This is a genomic window from Lysobacter xanthus, from assembly GCF_047159895.1.
This window is the reverse complement of the sequence record NZ_BAAGAB020000052.1, coordinates 1-19,830: the sequence shown is the minus strand read 5'-3', so window position 1 is coordinate 19,830 and position 19,830 is coordinate 1. Positions and strand designations below refer to the sequence as shown.

19 protein-coding genes are annotated in these 19,830 nt (G+C 70.4%); 18 read left to right on the top strand and 1 reads right to left on the bottom strand.

Going from position 1 to position 19,830, the window contains the following annotated elements; genetic code table 11:
- From ACY35P_RS11845 to ACY35P_RS11760, 18 genes are all read left to right on the top strand, one after another.
- Positions 1-359 (top strand): flagellar hook-basal body complex protein (locus ACY35P_RS11845; protein WP_462116040.1); only part of this gene is annotated, 359 nt, incomplete at its 5' end.
- 11 nt (positions 360-370) lie between these two features.
- Positions 371-1,141: a flagellar basal body L-ring protein FlgH gene (locus ACY35P_RS11840; RefSeq protein WP_462116039.1), complete on the top strand. Its 771-nt coding sequence runs from the start codon at positions 371-373 to the stop codon at positions 1,139-1,141.
- A gap of 10 nt (positions 1,142-1,151) precedes the next feature.
- Positions 1,152-2,285 (top strand): flagellar basal body P-ring protein FlgI, encoded by a 1,134-nt coding sequence (locus ACY35P_RS11835; protein WP_462116038.1) that lies wholly within the window; start codon positions 1,152-1,154, stop codon positions 2,283-2,285.
- Between the two features lie 100 nt (positions 2,286-2,385).
- On the top strand, positions 2,386-3,378 hold the full coding sequence (gene flgJ, locus ACY35P_RS11830) for a flagellar assembly peptidoglycan hydrolase FlgJ (RefSeq protein WP_462116037.1): 993 nt from the start codon (positions 2,386-2,388) through the stop codon (positions 3,376-3,378).
- 2 nt (positions 3,379-3,380) lie between these two features.
- A complete protein-coding gene (flgK, locus tag ACY35P_RS11825; RefSeq protein ID WP_462116036.1) occupies positions 3,381-5,255 on the top strand; it encodes a flagellar hook-associated protein FlgK in 1,875 nt (624 codons plus the stop codon).
- A 14-nt stretch (positions 5,256-5,269) separates the two neighbouring features.
- Positions 5,270-6,460, top strand: coding sequence for a flagellar hook-associated protein FlgL (gene flgL / locus ACY35P_RS11820; protein ID WP_462116035.1), 1,191 nt, complete (start codon positions 5,270-5,272; stop codon positions 6,458-6,460).
- A gap of 58 nt (positions 6,461-6,518) precedes the next feature.
- Complete coding sequence (locus tag ACY35P_RS11815; RefSeq protein ID WP_462116034.1) at positions 6,519-7,265, top strand: flagellar brake protein; 747 nt, start codon at positions 6,519-6,521, stop codon at positions 7,263-7,265.
- 176 nt (positions 7,266-7,441) lie between these two features.
- Positions 7,442-8,296: a hypothetical protein gene (locus ACY35P_RS11810; protein WP_462116033.1), complete on the top strand. Its 855-nt coding sequence runs from the start codon at positions 7,442-7,444 to the stop codon at positions 8,294-8,296.
- A 459-nt stretch (positions 8,297-8,755) separates the two neighbouring features.
- Positions 8,756-10,168, top strand: coding sequence for a flagellin (locus ACY35P_RS11805; RefSeq protein WP_462116032.1), 1,413 nt, complete (start codon positions 8,756-8,758; stop codon positions 10,166-10,168).
- A 75-nt stretch (positions 10,169-10,243) separates the two neighbouring features.
- Complete coding sequence (locus ACY35P_RS11800) at positions 10,244-10,567, top strand: flagellar protein FlaG (RefSeq protein ID WP_462116031.1); 324 nt, start codon at positions 10,244-10,246, stop codon at positions 10,565-10,567.
- 72 nt (positions 10,568-10,639) lie between these two features.
- On the top strand, positions 10,640-11,983 hold the full coding sequence (fliD, locus tag ACY35P_RS11795; RefSeq protein ID WP_462116030.1) for a flagellar filament capping protein FliD: 1,344 nt from the start codon (positions 10,640-10,642) through the stop codon (positions 11,981-11,983).
- Between the two features lie 13 nt (positions 11,984-11,996).
- Positions 11,997-12,389, top strand: coding sequence for a flagellar export chaperone FliS (gene fliS / locus ACY35P_RS11790; protein WP_462116029.1), 393 nt, complete (start codon positions 11,997-11,999; stop codon positions 12,387-12,389).
- Positions 12,386-12,673, top strand: coding sequence for a hypothetical protein (locus ACY35P_RS11785; protein ID WP_462116028.1), 288 nt, complete (start codon positions 12,386-12,388; stop codon positions 12,671-12,673). The genes fliS and ACY35P_RS11785 overlap by 4 nt, the downstream gene beginning before the upstream one ends.
- A complete protein-coding gene (locus ACY35P_RS11780) occupies positions 12,670-13,233 on the top strand; it encodes a PilZ domain-containing protein (RefSeq protein ID WP_462116027.1) in 564 nt (187 codons plus the stop codon). The genes ACY35P_RS11785 and ACY35P_RS11780 overlap by 4 nt, the downstream gene beginning before the upstream one ends.
- A gap of 63 nt (positions 13,234-13,296) precedes the next feature.
- On the top strand, positions 13,297-13,950 hold the full coding sequence (locus ACY35P_RS11775; RefSeq protein ID WP_462116026.1) for a response regulator: 654 nt from the start codon (positions 13,297-13,299) through the stop codon (positions 13,948-13,950).
- 224 nt (positions 13,951-14,174) lie between these two features.
- Positions 14,175-15,584: an RNA polymerase factor sigma-54 gene (rpoN, locus tag ACY35P_RS11770; protein ID WP_462116025.1), complete on the top strand. Its 1,410-nt coding sequence runs from the start codon at positions 14,175-14,177 to the stop codon at positions 15,582-15,584.
- Between the two features lie 18 nt (positions 15,585-15,602).
- A complete protein-coding gene (locus ACY35P_RS11765; protein ID WP_462116024.1) occupies positions 15,603-15,998 on the top strand; it encodes a response regulator in 396 nt (131 codons plus the stop codon).
- Positions 15,995-17,449, top strand: a complete 1,455-nt coding sequence (locus tag ACY35P_RS11760) for a sigma-54 dependent transcriptional regulator (protein WP_462116023.1) — start codon at positions 15,995-15,997, stop codon at positions 17,447-17,449. The genes ACY35P_RS11765 and ACY35P_RS11760 overlap by 4 nt, the downstream gene beginning before the upstream one ends.
- A gap of 394 nt (positions 17,450-17,843) precedes the next feature.
- Here ACY35P_RS11760 and ACY35P_RS11755 read toward each other — a convergent pair whose 3' ends face one another.
- The gene (locus ACY35P_RS11755; RefSeq protein WP_462116041.1) at positions 17,844-18,794 is read right to left on the bottom strand and encodes an integron integrase; all 951 of its coding nucleotides are present in this window, start codon (positions 18,792-18,794) and stop codon (positions 17,844-17,846) included.
- Between the last annotated feature and the right edge of the window lie 1,036 nt (positions 18,795-19,830).

Here is a 19,830-nt window from a genome sequence, read left to right as displayed (position 1 = left end):
CGCCTCCGCCGTCTTCAGCGCGACCGGGTACCGCCCGATACTGGGACAGGACCGGTGACCCCGCCGGTCGGGGGAGGCAGGTGGGCTCGCTCACGCTGGTCGACTTCGTCAATCCCGCCGGCCTGCAGGCCAAGGGCGAGAACCTCTACGCCGAAACGGGCGCGAGCGGCCCCGCGCAGCAGGGTTCGCCGGGCACGTCCGGCCTCGGCACGCTGATCCAGGGCTCGGTGGAAGGCTCGAACGTCAACGTCGTCGAAGAGCTGGTGTCGATGATCGAGACGCAGCGCGCGTACGAGACCAACGCGAAGGCGATCTCGACCGTGGACAACATGCTCGGCTTCCTCAACCAGAACCTGTAACCGGAATCGCCATGAAGATGCTCGCGCTCCTCGTCGTGCTCGCCTCCGCCAGCGGCTGCGCTACCGCGATGGGCGACGTGCGCACCTTCAAGGCCGACCCCACGGTGCCGACGCCGCAGCAGGTGCACGCGCAGATGGCCGCGCAGGCCGCCCTTCGCGCCCAGGCGCAGCAGGCGCCGGTGATGCAGCCGGTCACCATGGCCGCGCCGGCCAGCGACGGGGGCGGCTCGATCTACGCCGGCGCCACCGCCAGCGGCACCAAGACGCTGCGCCTGTTCCAGGACAACAAGGCCCGCGAGGTCGGTGACCTGCTCACCATCATCCTCGTCGAGACGACGAGCGCCTCGACCAAGTCGTCGACCGCGGTCAACAAGGCGTCGAGCATCGATCTTTCCGCGCCGACGATCGCCGGGCAGTCGGTCACCTACAAGGGCAAGAACCTGCTGCAGGTCGGCATCGACGGCAAGCGCGGCTTCACCGGCGGCGGCGACACCAAGCAGAGCAATTCGCTCGACGGCACCGTCTCGGTCACCGTCGTGCAGGACCTCGGCAACGGCAACCTGCTCGTTTCCGGCGAGAAGAAGCTGCGCCTGAACCAGGGCGACGAAGTGGTGCAGGTGCAGGGCATCGTGCGCACCTCGGACATCAGCGCCGACAACACCATCAGCTCCGAGCGCGTCGCCGACGCGAAGATCGTCTACGGCGGCCGCGGCACCCTGGCCCGCAGCAATGCGATGGGCTGGCTCGGTCGATTCTTCAATTCCGCGCTGATGCCGTACTGAGGACATCGCGATGATCCGCTCCCGCCTCCACGCCGCGTCCGCCCGCCTCTCCTTCGTGCAGGGCCTGCTCGCGGTGATCGCGATGCTTGCCGTCGGCGCACCCGCGCATGCCGAGCGCATCAAGGACCTTGCCCGCATCGCCGGTGTCCGCGGCAATCCCCTCGTGGGCTACGGCCTGGTCGTCGGCCTCGACGGCTCGGGCGACCGCACCAGCCAGACGCAGTTCACGGTGCAGTCGCTGAAGTCGATGCTCGACCAGTTGGGCGTCACCATTCCGCCGGGCGTGAACCCGCAGCTCAAGAACGTCGCCGCGGTCGCGATCAGCGCCTCGCTGCCGCCGTACGCGAAGCCGGGCCAGACGATCGACGTCACCGTCTCCTCCATCGGCAACGCCGGCTCGCTGCGCGGCGGCACGCTGCTGATGGCGCCGCTCAAGGGCGCCGACGGCCAGGTCTACGCGGTGGCGCAGGGCTCGCTGATCATCAGCGGCTTCGGCGCCGGCGGAAAGGACGGCTCGCGCATCCAGGTCAACGCCACCAACGCCGGCACGATCCCCGGCGGCGCGATCGTCGAGCGCGCGGTGCCCGGCAATCCGCAGGGCGGCGCGGTCACGCTCAACCTCAACGAATCGGACTTCACCACCGCCTCACGCATCGTCTCCGCGATCGACGGCACCTTCGGCCCGGGCCATGCACGCGCGGTCGACGGCGTCACCATCGAGATCGCGCCGCCGGCGATGGACCGCGTCGCCTTCCTCGCGCAGCTCGAAACGCTGGACGTCTCGCCCGGCGAATCGGCGGCGAAGGTGATCGTCAACTCGCGCACCGGCACCGTGGTGATGGGGGGCATGGTCACCGTGCTGCCTGCGGCGGTGTCGCACGGCTCGCTCACGGTGTCGATCACCGAGTCGGCGCAGGTCAGCCAGCCCAATGCCTTCGCGGGCGGCGACACCGTCGTCGTGCCGCAGACCACCATCCAGGCCACGCAGAGCGGCGGCCGCATGTTCAAGTTCGAAGGCGGCACGTCGCTCGACGCGATCGTGCGCGCGGTGAACGCGGTCGGCGCCGCACCCGGCGACATCGTGGCGATCCTGGAAGCGCTCAAGCGCGCCGGCGCGCTCAAGGCGGAACTCGAAGTCATCTAAAGCGCGGCCCCGCGGGGGTCGTTAACGGTTCAACCCCCTTCGACCGCGAGTCCCCGTCCGCCGCGCCGCCCTCCGGCACGCCCTTTGCATCGGTCCCGACATGCGCCTGCAGACCGCCATCGCCCTGGATCACGCCAAGACGTCCTCGACGTCGCGGCCGGCCATCGAGAAGGCGGCGCGTGAGCTGGAGACCCAGTTCGCGAGCATGCTGATCAAGTCGATGCGCGCGACCAGCAGCGGCGATCCGCTCGCCGGCGGCGACACGACGTACCGCGAGATGTACGACAACCAGCTCGCGAAGGAACTCACCAAGGGTCGTGGGCTCGGCCTCGCGCCGATGATCATGCGGCAGCTCGAACAGGGCGCCGGCCGTGCCACGACCGCACCGGTGGCCCCGCAGGCGCCCCTGCCGCTCGCGCGCCCCGCGGGCGGCTCGATCCCGCTGGCCCTGCCGGCCTCCGGCACGGGCCTCAGCCTCGGCGCCGCGCTGTCGCTCGCGCCGTCGAGCGCCGGACGCTCGATGGAGGCGGCACCGGTCGCGCCCGCGTCGACCCCGCGCGTCGCCTCGACGGCCACCGACACCGCCTGCGGCCCGCTGACGCCGCTGGACTGCAGCAGCCCCGAGGCGTTCGTGAAGTCGCTGTGGCCGCATGCGAAGAAGGTCGCGCAGGAACTCGGCGTCTCCGCCAAGGGCCTGATCGCGCAGGCCGCTCTGGAGACCGGCTGGGGCCGTCGCCTCGTCGGCGGCAACGGGCAGGTCTCGCACAACCTGTTCGGCATCAAGGCGAGCGGCGGCTGGCGCGGCAATGCGGTGACGTCGGCCACGCACGAATACGTGGACGGCGTGCGCCAGAACCAGCGCGCGAGCTTTCGCGCCTATACCACGCCGGCCGACAGCTTCGCCGACTACGCGCGCCTGCTAAGCGGCAACCGCTACGCGGGCGCGCGCGGCACCGGCGACGACACGCATCGCTTCGCGAACGCGCTGCAGCACGCGGGCTACGCGACCGATCCGTCCTATGCGAACAAGATCACCGCGATCGCGAACGGCGCCACCATGCGCCGCGCGCTCGCCGCGTTGGGAGACGCCTGAGCATGAGCGTGATGTCGACCGGCACCAGCGCCCTGCTCGCCTTCCAGCGCGCGCTCGGCACCGTCAGCCACAACGTCGCCAACGTCAATACCGAGGGCTACTCGCGCCAGCGCGTGGACCTCGAGGCACGCCCGGGCCAGTACACGGGTGCGGGCTACGTCGGTGCGGGCGTCTCGATCCAGAAACTGCAGCGCCTCGCCGACGGCCTCAACTTCGCGCGCCAGGTCGACAGCAGCGGCGAACTCGGTCGCCTGCGCCAGCTCGGCGCGTACGCCGATCGCCTCGATGGCCTGCTGAGCAATTCCACCACCGGGCTCGCGCAGCCCTGGTCGAACTTCTATGCGTCCGCGAAGGGCGTGGTCGCCGAACCGGGCTCCACCGTCGCGCGGCAGGCGATGCTGAACTCGGCCGACCAGCTGGCCAACCGATTCCGTTCCATCGACGGCCAGCTCACGTCGATGGGCCGCGATGCCGACCAGCGCCTCGCCGCGCAGGTCGACGTGGCCAACCAGCTCGCGGGCGAGATCGCGAAGCTCAACCAGCAGATCACCACGTCCGGCACGAACGCGAGCCCCGACCTCATCGACCAGCGCGACCTGCGCATCGACAAGCTCGCCGCGCTCACCGGCGCCGAGGTGGTGCCGCAGGACGATGGCTCGCTGAACGTGTTCAGTGGCGGCCAGGCGCTGGTGCTCGGCGCGCGCGCCGGGAAACTGACGCTGGCGCAGGATCCGTATCGCGCCGACCGCAAGCTGCTGTCGCTCGACACGCCGGGCGGTGCGGTGAAGCTGCCCTCGGGCGCACTGTCCGGCGAGATCGGCGGACTCATCGAATTCCGCGAGCGCGTGCTCGATCCCGCGCGCGCCGACCTCGGCCGCATGGCCACCGCCTTCGCCGTCACGATCAACGCGCAGCAGCGCGCGGGCGTCGACTACAACGGCAACCCGGGCCAGGACCTGTTCTCCATTCCGGCGCCGCCCGTCGACGCGCACGATGCGAACACCGGCACCGCGACGTTCGCGACGTCGATCGCGGACGTGGGCGCGCTCAAGGGGCCGGACGTCGAGCTCCGCTATTCCGCAGGCAGCTGGAGCGCGCTGCGCTCGGGCACCGGCGAGCCGGTGACCATGACGGGCGCCGGCACGGCGGCCAGCCCGTTCGTGGTCGAAGGCGTCGCGCTCGTCGTGTCCGGTGCACCGGCCAACGGCGACCGCTACACGCTGCGCCCCACCTACGAAGCGGCGGGCGGGCTCACGCTGATCCAGCGCGATCCGAACGCCGTCGCCGCCGCGCTGCCGCTGCGCACGCAGATCGACCCGACCAATCTCGGCGATGCGAAGCCGGGCGCGATGCAGGTGACCAACGCCACCGCCTTCGCCTCGTTCACGACCGCGCAGGTCGACTTCATCGACGCCAACAACTACACGATCGACGGCGCCGGCCCCTTCGCCTACACGCCGGGCACGCCGATCGCGGGCAGCGGCTGGTCGGTGACGCTCGATGGCACGCCGGTGGCCGGCGACACCTTCAACCTGTCGCGCACGCCGGCCCGCTCCACCGACAACGGCAATGCACGCCTGCTGGCGGGCATCGACCAGCGCACCGTGCTCGACGGCGGCAGCGCCAGCATCACCAGCGGCCTCGCCCGCATCACCGGCAAGGTCGGTACCGACGCGCAGGGCGCGCAGATGAACCTCGATGCGCAGCAGGTGCTGCACGACCAGGTCGTCGCCGAGCGCGATGCGGTCTCCGGGGTGAACCTCGACGAGGAAGCGGCCGACATGCTGCGCTACCAGCAGGCCTACCAGGCGGCGGCGCAGGTCATCGCCACCGCCGACTCCATGTTCCAGACACTGCTCGGCGCGGTGCGCCGCTAAGCCGGAGACACCGCATGCGCATCTCCACCGCCGGTCTCCACCAGCAGGGCCTCGCCGCGCTGATGCGGCGCCAGGTCGACGTCGCCAAGACGCAGCAGCAGCTCACCACCGGCAACAAGCTCACGCGCGCCGCCGACGATCCCGCCGGCGCCGCGCAGGCGCAGCGCCTCGACCATGTGCTCGGCCAGCTCGAGCAGTACGGCAAGGGTGCGGGCCTGCTGCAGAACCGGCTCGAAGCGCAGGAAGGCGCGCTGTCGGACGCCTCCGACGTGCTGGCCCGCGTACGCGAACTCACCGTGCAGGCCAACACGCCCACGATCTCCGCCGAGAACCGCAAGGTCATCGCGGGCGAGGTGCGGCACCTGCGCTCCAGCCTGCTCGCGATCGCCAATCGCGACGACGGCAACGGCCGCGCCCTGTTCGCCGGCCAGCGCGACGGCGTCACCCCGTTCGCCGACCGCGCCGGCAGCGTCACCTACAACGGCGACGACGGCCAGAACATCGTCGACGTCGCACCGGACATGGCGCTCGCCGATGCCGATCCCGGCAGCGCGGTGTTCATGCGCGTGCGCACCGGCGACGGCACGCTCGCCGCCAGCGCCGCGCCCACCAATGCAGGCGGCGGCGTGCTGCAGTCGGCGGGCGTCACCGATCCGGGCGTCTGGGCCGGTCGCACGCTCACGCTCGAATTCACCTCGCCCACCGACTGGCGCGTGCTCGACGGCGCCACCGTCGTCGGCGGCGGCACCTACGCCGACGGCGACACGCTTCAGGCTGCCGGCCTGCAGGCGCGGCTGACCGGCGTGCCGGCCACCGGCGACACCTTCACCCTGCAGGCCGCGCCGCGACAGGACGTCTTCACCACGCTCGAGAACCTTGCCGACGCGCTCGACGGCACGGCGACGACGCCGATGCAGAAGACGCAGCTCGGCAATGCGCTGCGCACGGCGCTGTCCGACGTCGCGACCGCGCAGGATCATTTCCTCGCGGTCCGCGCGTCGACCGGCTCGCGCCTGGCCTCGATCGACCGCTCCGCGGACGACCGCGCCGAGTCGAACGTCTCGCTGCGCTCCACCCTCTCCGGGCTGCGCGACGTGGACGTGGCCGAGGCGGTCAGCCGCCTGGGCCTGCAGATGACGGCCATCGAGGCTGCCCAGAAGGCGATGGTGCGGGTACAGTCACTGTCCCTGTTCGACAAGATCTAGAGTCCGGCCGCATGCCCACCCCGACTCCGCGCCCCGGCGCTCTCCAGGACGGACTCGCATGAGCGACGCGCGGACCGCCGCCGACGGCGAGGGCCTGTACGAGAAGTACATGCTCCACCACCCGGCCGACATCCGCGGTTGCCTGCGGCAGCTGGTGGACAAGCGCTGCGTGCTGCTCGTGCACGCGGCGGGCACCGAGAACGCCGTCAGCGCCGCGCTGTCCGTCGACGGCGGCACGCTCTGGGTCGACGTGCCGCGCGACCCCGCGCTGACCGAACAGCTGCTCGCCGCCGACCGCCTGCGCTTCGAAAGTTCACTCGACCGCATCACCGTTCGCTTCGCCACGGGCGCCGCGCGCCGCGGCGTCTTCGAAGGCCTGCCCGCCCTTGAAGTCCCGGTGCCGGTCAAGGTCATGCACCTGCAGCGTCGCGAATACGTGCGGCGCGAGCCGCCGGGCACGCTGTCCTGCCTGCTGCCGGTGGACGCCAACGGGCAGCGCCGCACCGTGCGCGCGAGCATCGCCGACATCGGCGGTGGCGGCCTGGCCGTGTTGACGAGCGACGATGCCTCGCTCGACCTCAACACCGGCGACCTCTTCCCTGACGTCGTTCTGGAGTTGCCCGAGCAGGAGCCGATGTCGGTGACCCTGCGCGTGCAGCATGCGCAGCGCATCGAGCAGAACGGCCGCCGCGTCTGGCGCGCCGGCTGCAGCTTCGTCGACCTCACCGTGCAGGAGCAGGCCCGCCTGCTGCGCTACGTGATGCAGCTCGATCGCCTGCTGATGGCGAAGTCGCGGGCCGACTGACCGCCCGCGCAGGCCCGGTTACGGACCCGGCGGGGCCTCCATCTGCCCGCCCGCGTCGCTTGGCGACCACCCGCGGCGGTGCGACCGTCCTCACGCGCAAGCCGTGCCAGCTGTCACGTTTTGATCGTGTATGCTCCGCTCGCGCCGCATGCCGCGGCGCACTACAGGGGGCTCCAATGATTTCGACTTTTATCCGCGGCCTGCGCCGCGGTCTGGTCCTGCTTGCGCTCATGCTCGCGGCCAACAGCGCGTTCGCCGCGCGCCTGGTGTACATGGGCGGTCACTCGCTCGACGGTGCGCGCCTGGCCGCGCTCGGCCATACGCTCGCCGTTGCCGGTCCGAGCGACGGCAACTGGACCGCCGTGCTCGCTGCGGCGCCGACGAGCTACGACGCGATCATCGTCGGCGAGGCCAGCCGGAACGTCGCGCTGCAGCCGACGACGGTCACGGCGATCCGCAACTACGTCGCCAACGGCGGCCGCATGCTGGTGGTGGGTGATCACTTCGGTTCGGTGTACTTCATGAACACCGTGCTGGGCTACGCCACCTCGGCCGCCTACGGCTGCGTTTCCGACAGCTCGATCGGTGGCACGAAGCTCACCGCGGCGACGGGTACGTTCGCCATCGGCCCGGCGTCGCTGACGAACGAGTCGTGCACGAGCGCGCTCAACCTCGCGTCCGTCCCCGTCGACATGCGCACGGTCTACGGCACGGCCGGCACCGCGCTGGTCGCCCAGTCCACGGGCGCCAAGCGCCTGACCTGGCTCGGCTGGGACTACTGCTGCTCGAGCACCCAGCAGCAGGGCGACGACTGGTACATCGTGCTCGACAACGCCGTGCGCTTCTCGGGTTTCTTCACCACGTGCTCAGCAGAAGGCTTCACTGGCACGCAGCTCACCATGTGCCGCCAGGTCTGCGAAACCGCGAGCCTGTCGACCTCGGCGCGCGCCGGCATGGTGAAGATCTACAACGCGCTTTACGGGCCGGCGCCCAGCTGCCCCTTGCTGCAGACCGCGTCGCTGTCACCCTGACGCGAGAAACACCGCATCGCTGAAAGAGCCGGCCCAGTGCCGGCTTTTTCTTTTTTCGCGCGGTGCAGCGACCCATTCCGGTGCTCACCAGCGTGACGCATGGACGTCGCCCCGCACGAAACCTCTGTGCACCGGACGCGAGCGGCCATCACGCAGAACGCTCAAACGTAGGCCTGGCTCGCCGATACCGATGCGCGGCTCTGCGGCCTGCGCGGCGGATCGCGCATCGATAGAAATCCTCAAGGTTTCCGATGCGCTGCCGAACGCGCGGGCGCATCCGGCGAGATGCTCGTCACATCACCGCAAAAAAATGCTTGACGCGCGCAAGCGGCCTAAAGCGCCACGCGGGAGTGCCGTTACTCATCCCAGCAGCGGCGAAGGCAATTCCGCCGAACCCTGCAGAAACCGGCCCGAAAGGCTTTCGCCGCCCCGCCGGATCCTCTACCAGGAGACAAGCAAATGTCCGTTATCAACACCAACGTGATGTCGCTCAACTCGCAGCGCAACCTGGCGACCAACAGCGCCAGCCTCGCCACGAGCATCCAGCGCCTGTCGTCGGGCCTGCGCATCAACAGCGCCAAGGACGACGCCGCCGGCCTCGCGATTTCCGAGCGCTTCAGCACGCAGATCCGTGGCCAGAACCAGGCCGCCCGCAACGCGAACGACGGCATCTCGCTCGCGCAGACCGCCGAAGGCGCCCTGGGCGAGATCGGCAACAACCTGCAGCGTATCCGCGAGCTGGCCGTGCAGTCGGCCAACGCCACGAACTCCGACTCCGACCGCGCCGCGCTGCAGAAGGAAGTCGGCCAGCTGAAGTCGGAAATCGACCGCGTCGCGTCGCAGACCGAGTTCAACGGCCGCAAGCTGCTCGACGGCTCGTTCACCGCGCAGGCGTTCCAGGTCGGCGCGAATGCCGGCCAGACGATCTCGGTCGACAGCATCGGCAGCGCGCGCACCAGCACGCTCGGCGGCTACCAGGGCTTCTCGCAGCAGGTGAGCCTGGCGGCGACCGCCTCGGACACCGCGAGCGCCAAGGTCATCACCGTCGGTGGCAGCACGTACAACCTCAATGCGGCCGACGATGCGAAGGCCCTCGCCTCCGCTCTCAACGGCGCCGGCATCTCGGGCCTCACGGCCAGCGCGTCGACGACGACGTTCGGTGGTGCCAACGCCTCGAACACCGGTACCGCCGGCAACGCCGACCAGATCACGATCAACGGCAAGGCCGTCACGGTCACCAAGGGCGCCGATGCGGCCTCGAGCCTGGCGAACGCCCTCACGGCGATCAACGCGCAGTCGTCGGTCACCGGCGTCAACGCGGTTCAGAACGGCACGAAGATCGACCTCGTCGCCGCCGACGGCCGCAACATCACCACCAGCTTCACGTCCGGCGGTGCAGCCGACTCGGTGATCGGTGACTACGGCCTGGCCGCGGCCGGCACGAAGGGTGGCACGCTCGACATCTCCTACAAGGCCCCGTCCGGCACCACTGGCTCGTTCGCCTACACGTCGGGCTTCACCGCTGCCTTCAGCAACCAGACGATCGCCTCGACGGGCGTCGCGGTCGGCGCCATCGACATCTCGACGGTGGCCGGTGCCAATGCCGCGATGAAGTCGATCGATGCCGCGCTCGACACCGTGAACGGCTCCCGCGCCGACCTCGGTGCGGTGCAGAACCGGTTCTCCTCGGTCATCAACAACCTCAACACCTCGACCGAGAACCTGACCGCCTCGCGCAGCCGAATCCGCGATACCGACTACGCCAAGGAAACCGCCGAGCTGTCGCGCACGCAGATCCTGGCGCAGGCCGGCACCGCGATGCTCGCCCAGGCCAACCAGGCGACGCAGGGCGTGCTCAGCCTGCTCCGCTAAGCGCTCCGCGGTACGCAAGTCCGACCCACCCCGGGAGCGCGAACGCGCTCCCGGGTTTTTCCGTAGGAGAGCCGCATGCCCGACGTCGTGTCGATCGCCCCTGCCGCTGTTCCCGCCGCGCCGGCCGCCCGGCCCGTGGCGCGTGCGCCCGCTACGTCGCCGCCCGCGACACCGCCGCGCGTGCCTCCCACTCCCGAGGCGCTCCAGCGCCAGCTCGACGACGCGCTGGCCGACGCCGACACCTCCCTGCGCTTCCGCGTCGACCGGCAGTCCGGTCGCATCGTGGTGGCGGTGGTCGACCACAACGGCGAGGTCGTCCTGCAGGTACCCGACGAGGCCGCGCTCGCGGTCGCACGACATCTCGCACGCAGCGGATCGCTGCTCGATCTCAAGGCCTGAGGCCGCTCAAGGCAGAGGCCCGGGCGCCGATAACCCTCTTGCATGGCAGGCCCGCCATGTCGTGGAGGAGCGATGGCAACGTCCAGCATCGGAGCCGGTAGCAGCATCGACGTCAACACGCTGGTGACCCAGCTGGTGGCCGCCGAGCGCGCACCGACCGACCAGCGCATCGCCCGCGTCGAGACCACGACGAAGGCGCAGATCTCCGCATTCGGCGCGTTGCGCAGCGCACTGTCGGGCCTGCAGGGCGCCCTCAAGCGCTTCGATGGCGACGGCGGGGCGCTCGGCCGCAAGGTCACCGTCGGCGCCGATGCCGGCTTCACCGCCACCGCGTCGACCGAGGCCCGCATGGGCAGCTACCAGGTCAGCGTCGAGCGCCTGGCCACCGCCCACCGCCTGCAGTCCGCACCGGTGGCGACCAATACCCAACTCGGCTACGGCCGCCTGTCGATCGCGGTCGGTGCCGGCACGCCCGTCGCGGTCGACATCGCCGACGGCAAGGGCTCGCTCGCCGACGTCCGCGACGCGATCAACCAGGCGATGGGCGGCAAGGGCGTGACGGCCACGCTCGTCCGCGGCGATGCCGGCGACGTGCTGTCGCTCTCGTCCACCACCGTCGGCAGCGCGGGCGCGATTTCGATCGCAGCGTCGGGCGGCGACGGCGGCCTCGGCGTGCTCGCCACGTCCGGCGGAACGCTCACCACCGTCGCACCGCCGACCGATGCGCAGATCATCGTCGATGGTGTCACGCGCACCGCCAGCGGCAACACGCTGGCCGGCGTCATCGACGGCATCACGCTGAACCTCAGCAAGGCCGTGCCCGGCCAGAAGTTCTCGCTGGACATCGCGTCCGACGCCAGCCCGTTGAAGGCGACGCTGCTCGGCTTCGTCAGCGCCTACAACACCGCGATGACGCAGATGCGCACGCAGAGCGCCTCCGGCGGCGAAGGCAAGGCGCCTGGCGCACTCAGCGGCGACGCCGCGCCGCGCACGATGATGCAGTCGCTGCGCGGCACCGTGGCCGGCAGCTACGCGAGCCTTTCGGCCCTGGGCCTGAAGACCGCGGTGGACGGTTCGCTCTCGCTGGACGGCGCCACCTTCGACAAGGCGATCGCCGCCGACCCCGAAGCGGTGACGCGCCTGCTCGGCGACAAGGCGACGCTCGGCGTCGCCCTGCGTGGGTCGCTTGACGGTTTCGTCGGCCCGAAGGGCATCGTCGAGAGCCGCAGCAATTCGCTCAACGACCGCATCAAGTCGATCGGCCGCGACAAGGAGCGCCTGGACACGCGCATGTCCGGCATCGAGGCCTCGTACCGCCGCCAGTTCACGCAACTCGATGCACTGATGTCGAAGATGCAGAGCACCAGCAACTACCTGTCCCAGCAGCTTTCCGCGCTCGCCTCGAGCAGCAACTGAATCCGGTCCCGCCATGAGCCTCAACGCCTACGCCCAGCACTACCGCCAGACCGCCGTTTCCAGCGCGGTGCTGGACGCCGATCCGCATCGCCTGGTCGCGCTGATGTTCGCCGGCCTGCGCGAGCGCCTGCAGCTCGCCGCGGCCTGCATCGACGCCGGCAACGTCGCGCGCAAGGGCAAGGCGATCACCGAAGCGTCGACGATCGTCGGCCACCTCGACGGCTCGCTGAACCTCGAGGCCGGCGGCGAAATCGCGCAGAACCTGTCGGCACTCTACGACTACATCCAGCGCCGCCTGCTGGAAGCGAACATGAAGAACGACACCGCGGCGTTGCGCGAATGCGATGGCCTGGTGGCGGACATCCAGTCCGCCTGGGACGCCATCGCACCGGGTGCCGGCGCATGACCGCCGTGCAGCTGCCGTCGCAGGCCATCCGCGCCTGCATCGCGGCCGGCGACTTCGAAGGCGCGACGGCGCTGCTCGTCGAGCACGAGGCGCAGCTGCGCCAGGTCTTCGAACACGGCTCCGAAGCGGAAAAGGCGTGTCGTGAGTCGTGGCTCGAGCTCCTTGCCGCGCAGCGTGGCCTGATCGAGGAACTGCGCGGTGCCCGCGACGAAGCGTCGCGTGCGCTCGAGCGCATGGGCCGCGATCGTCGCGGCATGGCCGCCTATCTCGACGGCGCCGGATGACACCGGACGCGGCGCGCGACGCGATCTTCGGCGAGTCCATCGCCAGCGAGGACCTGCGCCCCGCCGCCGTACTGGCGCCGCTGCCCGACGCCGCCCAGCGCGCGGCGCTGTCGCGCGCCGAAGCACTGATGCGCGCGCTCGCGCTGGTCGACGAGGCGCGCCCCGACGAGTCCGACGAGTCGGGCGGCGATCCCGCGGTGCGCCGGCTCGAAGCGAAGGTCGACCTGCTCGTCGGCCTGGTGAGCGCGCTCATGTCGCGCGACCAGGTCGCCGACCTGCCGCGCCCGCTGCACTGGTCCGCGCGCGGCGCCGCGATCGACGCGGCCGAAGGCGAAGCGCCGGCGCCGGGGACGGCCGTCGTGCTGCGCCTGCAGCCCTCCGACACGCTGCCCGAGGCGCTGCTGTTGCCGGCGCACGTCCTTGCCGTGGAGCCGCACGCTGGGGGCGCACGGCTGTGGCTGCGGTTCGCGCCGCTGCCCGCGACGCTCGAAACGCTGCTCGAACGCCACCTGTTCCGCCTGCACCGCCGCGCGGTGGCCGAGCGTCGGCGCCAGCGCTGACGCCGGCTTGTCGCCTCCGCAGCGCTCGGCTACGGTGCGTTCGACTCTCCCCGGAACCTCCACGTGCGCGTCCTGCTCTGCGACGACCACATCCTCATCCGTGCCGGCCTGCGCCGGCTCGTCGAATCCTTCGACGGGATCGAGGTCGTCGGCGAGGCGTCGAACGCGGACGAGGTGGCGATCCGCACGCGCGAGCTGACGCCCGACGTCGTGCTGCTGGATCTGTCGATGCCCGGGCGGAACGGCTTCGAGGCGCTCGACGAGCTGCGGCGCATCGCGCCCGACAGCGCCGTCGTGATCATGTCGATGCATGACGACGCCACGCACGTCCGCGAGGCGCTGGCGCGTGGCGCGAGCGGTTTCGTCGTCAAGGAAGCCGCGCCCGGCGAGCTGGAGATCGCGCTGCGTGCCGCGGCATCCGGGCAGATGTTCCTCAGCCCGCAGGTTTCCGCGGCCGTGCTCGGGGCTGCCGCGCCCCGCCCGCGTCGGGGCGACCCGGCCGCGCTGCCGCCCCGCCAGCGCGAAATCCTCGCCGCGCTCGGCAGCGGCCGCACCACCAAGCAGATCGCCGCCGACCTCGGCATCTCAATCAAGACCGTCGAAACCCACCGGGCGCGGCTCATGGAAGCACTTGGCTGCCGCAATGCGGTCGAGCTGGTGCGGGCGGCCGTGCAGTGGTCCGACCGTGTCCCGCCGGGCGGCCCGCACGGGGCCTGAGCGGTCGTCGCGCGTTCATGTAGCCGAACGCCCGTGCCCCGGCTTTTCGGACGCCGGCACAGTTCGCGCCGGAATGTCGACGCCGTCGTCGGGGCGTCCCCTACCGACCCCACGCCGCCCCGGCCGCCGACGTCGGGATCGTCCCGATCCGGACTCTGGCACGCATCCTGCACGATGCAGTGCAGGATTCATGCCGTCATAACAACCGTCCGGGGAGAGGCTCAATGAAGGCGTCGGTGCGTGCGCAGATGTCGCAGTCGCTCAACCTGACGCCGCAGCTGCTGCAGTCGATCCGGCTGTTGCAGCTCACCGCGCCCCAGCTCGAGATGGAACTGCGCCAGGCGCTGGACCGCAATCCGATGCTGGAGCTGGACGAAGGCGACGAGGTCGGGGAGACCGACGCCGATGGTCACGAGTCGGCGGCGGACGAGGCGGCATACGAGGCGGCGGCCTGGGATGAGCTCCCCGAACCGGCCTTCCTGTCGGGCATGAGTGGCGGCGTCTCCGTGGGGGACGACGACGCCACCGCCCGCATCGCGGCGGGCGTGTCGAGCGACTGGCGCCTGCGCCTGCTCGACGAGCTCCGGCTCGACTGGAAGGCGGCGGACCTCGCGCTCGCCGCCTGGTGGCTCGATCGCACCGCCGACACCGGCCTGCTCGAGGGGGAGCCGGACGCACTGGCGTCCGAGGGCGCCGCGGAGCTCGGGGTCGGGACGAAGGCGCTGGAGATCGTGCGCCAGCGCCTGCTGCACGGAGACTGGACCGGCCTCTGCGCGGCCGATGCCGCCGAGTGCCTCGATGCCCAGCTCGCACGCCGTCCGGCCGATGCCGACCGCGACCTCGCGCGTCGCATCGTGCGCGAGCATCTGGCCACCCTCGCCCGCCACGACGGCCGCGCACTCGCCGCGGCGCTGGGCTGCTCCGTCGAAGCCGCGGACCGCGCGGTCGCACTGATCCTCTCGCTCGACGCCTGTCCGGTGCCCGACGCGCCGCGCGAGGGCGACGACCACATCGTGCCCGACGTCGTCGTGCGCAAGCTCGGCGGCGAATGGCGCGTGCTGCTCAACGGCCGCACGCTGCCGAAGGTGCGCATCTCGCCGCATTGCGAGGCAGGGCTGTCGCGCGCGCCGGGCGACGTCAGCGCCCTGCGCGGCCTGCTCGACGAGGCGCGCTGGCTGGTGCGCGGCATCGCGATGCGCAACGACACCCTGCTGCGCACGACCCAGGTGCTGGTCGAGCGCCAGCGCGCCTTCCTGGAGCAGGGCGAGGAGGCGATCGCGCCGCTCACCCTGCGCGAGGTCGCCGATGCCATCGGCATGCACGAGTCCACCGTCTCTCGCATCACCACGGGCAAGTACATCCAGACCCCGCGCGGCACGTTCGAGCTCAAGCGCCTCTTCGCCGTCCGGCTCGAAGGCGCCGAGGTCTCCGGCGCGGCGGTCAAGGCGATGGTCAAGCGCCTCATCGACGCCGAGCCCGCCCACGCCCCGCTCGCCGACGAGACGATCGCCGGCCTGCTGGCCCGCCAGGGCGTACGCATTGCGCGCCGGACGGTGGCAAAGTACCGGGACCAGCTGGACATCGCCCCCGCGCGGGCGCGCCAGCGCCCCGTCGCCGCCGTTGCGGCCCGGTAAGGATTCGAGGAGAACGGAATGCTGAGCGTCCTGCTGGTCGACGACCACGAAGGTTTCATCAACGCGGCCGTGCGCCACCTGCGACGGCTCGACTGGATCGAGATCGTGGGCTCGGCGGGCAACGGGATCGAGGCGATCGCCCAGTGCGAGGCGCTGCGTCCCGACGTCGTGCTGATGGACCTCGCGATGCCCGAGATGGGCGGCCTGCAGGCCACGCGGCTGATCAAGGCCCAGGACGCCCCGCCCTACGTCGTCATCGCCAGCCATTTCGACGACGCCGAGCATCGCGAGCACGCCCTGCGCGCCGGTGCCGACGCCTTCGTCAGCAAGCTCTCCTACATTCACGACGTCATGCCACTGCTGGAGAAGCTCGCCGGCCGCAGCACGGGCGCGGAGGCCGGAGCGGCCGGATGAGCGAGTCCCGCATTCTGGTGCTGGAGGGCGACATGGCGCGTGCCGAGCGCGTCGCCACCCTGCTGGAATTCATGGACTTCACCCCGCGTCTCGTGGCCGACGCCGCGGACCTCGATCCCGCGCGCGCCAAGGCGAGCGACTGGGTGGCGATCGTGGTCGGCGAGGTCGGCAATGCCGATGCCTGGCTGAAGTTCTGCGACTGGCTCTCGCGCCAGCCGCTGCATCCCCCGCTGATGCTCCTGCCCGGGCACGAGGAGCGCGCCGCCTGGCGTGCGCTCGTGCATCCCGATTCGGTCTGGCCGCTCGACTATCCGATCCGCCGCCCGCAGCTGCAGGAAGCCCTGCGCCGGGCGAGCCTCAAGCGCATCGACGACGAGGAGCGCGCGGACTCGCAGAGCGTCGGCCCGACCGGCAGCTCCGAGGCGGTGACGCGCCTCAATCGCATGATCGACCAGGTGGCCGGCTTCGACACCACCGTTCTGATCCTCGGCGAATCCGGCACGGGCAAGGAAGTCGTCGCCCGCACCATCCACGAACGCAGCAAGCGCGCCGACAAGCCCTTCGTCGCGATCAACTGCGGCGCGATCCCGCCCGACCTGCTGGAGAGCGAGCTCTTCGGCCACGAGAAAGGCGCGTTCACCGGTGCGCTGACCCAGCGCAAGGGCCGCTTCGAGATGGCCGAGGGCGGCACGCTGCTGCTCGACGAGATCGGCGACATGCCGATGGCGATGCAGGTGAAACTGCTCCGCGTGCTGCAGGAGCGCACGTTCGAGCGCGTCGGCGGCACCCAGCTGTACCACTGCAACGTGCGCGTGGTCGCCGCGACGCATCGCAACCTCGAGGAGCAGATCGCCAAGGGCGGCTTCCGCGAGGATCTGTACTACCGCCTCAACGTCTTCCCGATCGAGATGCCCGCGCTGCGCGAGCGCACCGAAGACCTGCCCGACCTCATCGCCGCCATCACCCGCCAGCTCGCCGACAGCGGCCGCGGTCGCGTCTCGCTGACCGGCGAAGCGGTGAACGTGCTCAAGCATTACCACTGGCCCGGCAACGTGCGCGAGCTGCACAACCTGCTCGAGCGCCTCGCGGTACTGCATCCGAACGCCCAGGTGCGCGCGGCCGACCTGCCTGCGCGCTATCGCGCGGGTGTCGGGGACCTTCCCGAAGAAGCGCCCGCGACGGTCGCGGCGACTCCGCCCGTCGCGAAGCCGATGCCCGTCGCGGCGGCCGCGCCTCTCGTCGACCCGTCGAACCTCTCGCCCCGTGCGACGCTTCCACCCGAAGGCCTCGACCTCAAGAGCCACATGGCCGAGCTCGAGCTCGAACTCATTCAGGCCGCGCTGCAACAGGCCAACGGCGTCGTCGCCCATGCGGCCCCGCTGCTCGGGCTGCGCCGCACCACGCTCGTCGAGAAGCTGCGCAAGTACGGGATCGAGCGCGACAGCGATTGACGGCAGCTGCTGCGGTTTGCCTCGATCACGATTGCGCTCGTCCGGTCTTCGGGCGGTCACCGCATTGGATGTGCGCCTGTTGATGCCCAGTCGAGCTCGGTTGCCCTCGGAGCCTCGTACCGCAGACGCGCGTGATGCGCACGCTTCCGTTGCTGGTCGTCGCAACTGAATCGGACCGGTCCGGGAGAAACCGTGCAGCGACGCGATCCGGGCGCTGTTCGCGTCCAATGGTCGGGCGCGACAACGGCACCCGAGGTACCCGTCTGCAAACGGTTGACCCGCCGCGCCGAGGAGCACGGCGACTACGGGGCCCTGCGAGCCAGAACGCGACGAGATATGGCCGTCGTGAAGCGGAGCGGGAGGCACCCGCCACGGCGGCACGTTCGACCTCTCGCTAGAAGTCCCGATCCAGCGGGCTCAGTACCGCCCCTGCACCCCGCCCCAGGACATGCGTGTAGATCTGCGTCGTGCCGAGGTCCTTGTGGCCCAGCAGCTCCTGCACCGTCCGGATGTCCTGCCCCGCCTCCAGCAGGTGCGTCGCGAACGAGTGGCGCAGCGTGTGGCAGGTCGCCGGCTTCGCGATGCCGGCGAGCATGCGTGCGCGCTTGACCGCACGTTGCAGTGCGCTGTCGTCGAGATGGTGGCGGTGCGTGCGTCCCGTGCGGGGATCGACCGACCGTTGCGCGGAGGGAAACACGAATTGCCAGCCGGTCTCTCGCGCCGCCGACGTGTACTTCTTCGCGAGTGCATGCGGAAGCCGCGCCTCGCCGAAGCCGTCCGCGAGATCGTGCCGGTGCAGCATCGATGCACGTTCGATCGCGCGCCGAAGGTCCTCGCGCAGCGTGCGCGGCAGCGGCACCCGGCGATCCTTGTCGCCCTTGCCTTCCCGGACGAGGATCTCCCCGCGCTCGAAGTCCACGTCCTTGATCCGCAACCGCGTGCATTCCATCAGCCGCATGCCCGTGCCGTAGAGCAGCGACGCCATCAACCGCGTCGGCCCGTCCATGGCCGCGAGCAGCCGATCGACCTCCGAGCGCGACAGCACCACCGGCAGGCGACGCGGGCGTTTTGCACGCACCACGTCCTGCATCCACGGCAGCTTCAGGCCGAGCACCTCGCGATACAGGAACAGAAGTGCGGCGAGCGCCTGGTTCTGCGTGCCGGAGGCGACGTCGTCGCGGGCCGCGAGGTCCGTCAGGAACCGTTCCACCTCGCGCCCTCCCAACTCGTACGGATGCTTGCGGTCGTTCGCGAGAATGAAGCGCCGCACCCAGCTCACATACGCGCGCTCCGTGCGGATGCTGTAGTGGCGCAGACGTACCCGTTCCCGAACCTGATCGAGCAGTCGAGCCCGCTGACCCGGCGTACGCGCCGGAGGCGGTACGTCGCCGCGCCACGAGTCCCCGAACCACTGGACGTTGTCGTCCCCTTCGTTGCCTTTCGGATGCGAACCGACTCCGTTCACCGCCCGGATCTTGGCGGAGGTCGGGTCCGGCATGCAGACGCTCGCGCCGGACTGCCCGCGCGTGGAGCCCCTCGGTCCTCCGCCGGCCCCGGCGGCCTTCGTGCGGCGCCCGTACCGATCGTCCCGCTCCTCGCCGATCCGAAATCCGAGCTTCGAACCAATGCACCGGTAAATCATATTCATGGCATCCATGCCGTCCATCCGCCCCAACACCGCAGTAGTGATGTGCCAACGATGGCAGCTCAGGCTTCCTCGGTAACTAGGACTTAGGAAATGCGGGCTGTCGGAACTTTCCGAACTTGAAGGGCTCGCCTTACAGCGCCAGCGGCGCGGCGCCAACTCGTTACCGAGGCGCGCGCAATGCGAACCCGCCCCTTCCTGGCAGCTAATGTTGTGAGAGCGCGGCCGACGGCGAAGTTACGGAGAACACGTGAAATTTTCCGCGCTCACCTGTTCAGCACCTGCAGACGACCGTGTTACCGTCCCATTAGAGAAAGCTAGTCGGTGTTAGCGCCCACGCCGGGATGCAATGCGGTTGTCGGGCTAATCGCTCCTCGAACTCCTTAGCTCACGGCCACATCGGCTTGCGGGTTCACGGCTGCAAGCTCGCGCCGCTCGCATTTTCCAAGCCTCGGACGTTGCTCGAATGGCGGCGCCAACTTGCCGGCCACATCCATTCCCGCGTCGTCACCGTCCTCGCCGTTCGGCACGCCTGCGGCGCCCCGCTCCGTCTATCTCGCCGGTCTCGCACTTCGTGCCAGAATCCGGCCACGTGGAGCAGCGGGTCAGCATCCCGGCGCGTGGGCTCTAACAATTCGTCCAAGCCGACGCCACTTCGTGGCGCGGCTTAACTCAGGTGTTAGGCGCGCTCTGCCGAAGCGACGCATATGGAGGTGTCATGGTCTGGCTCGCTGTC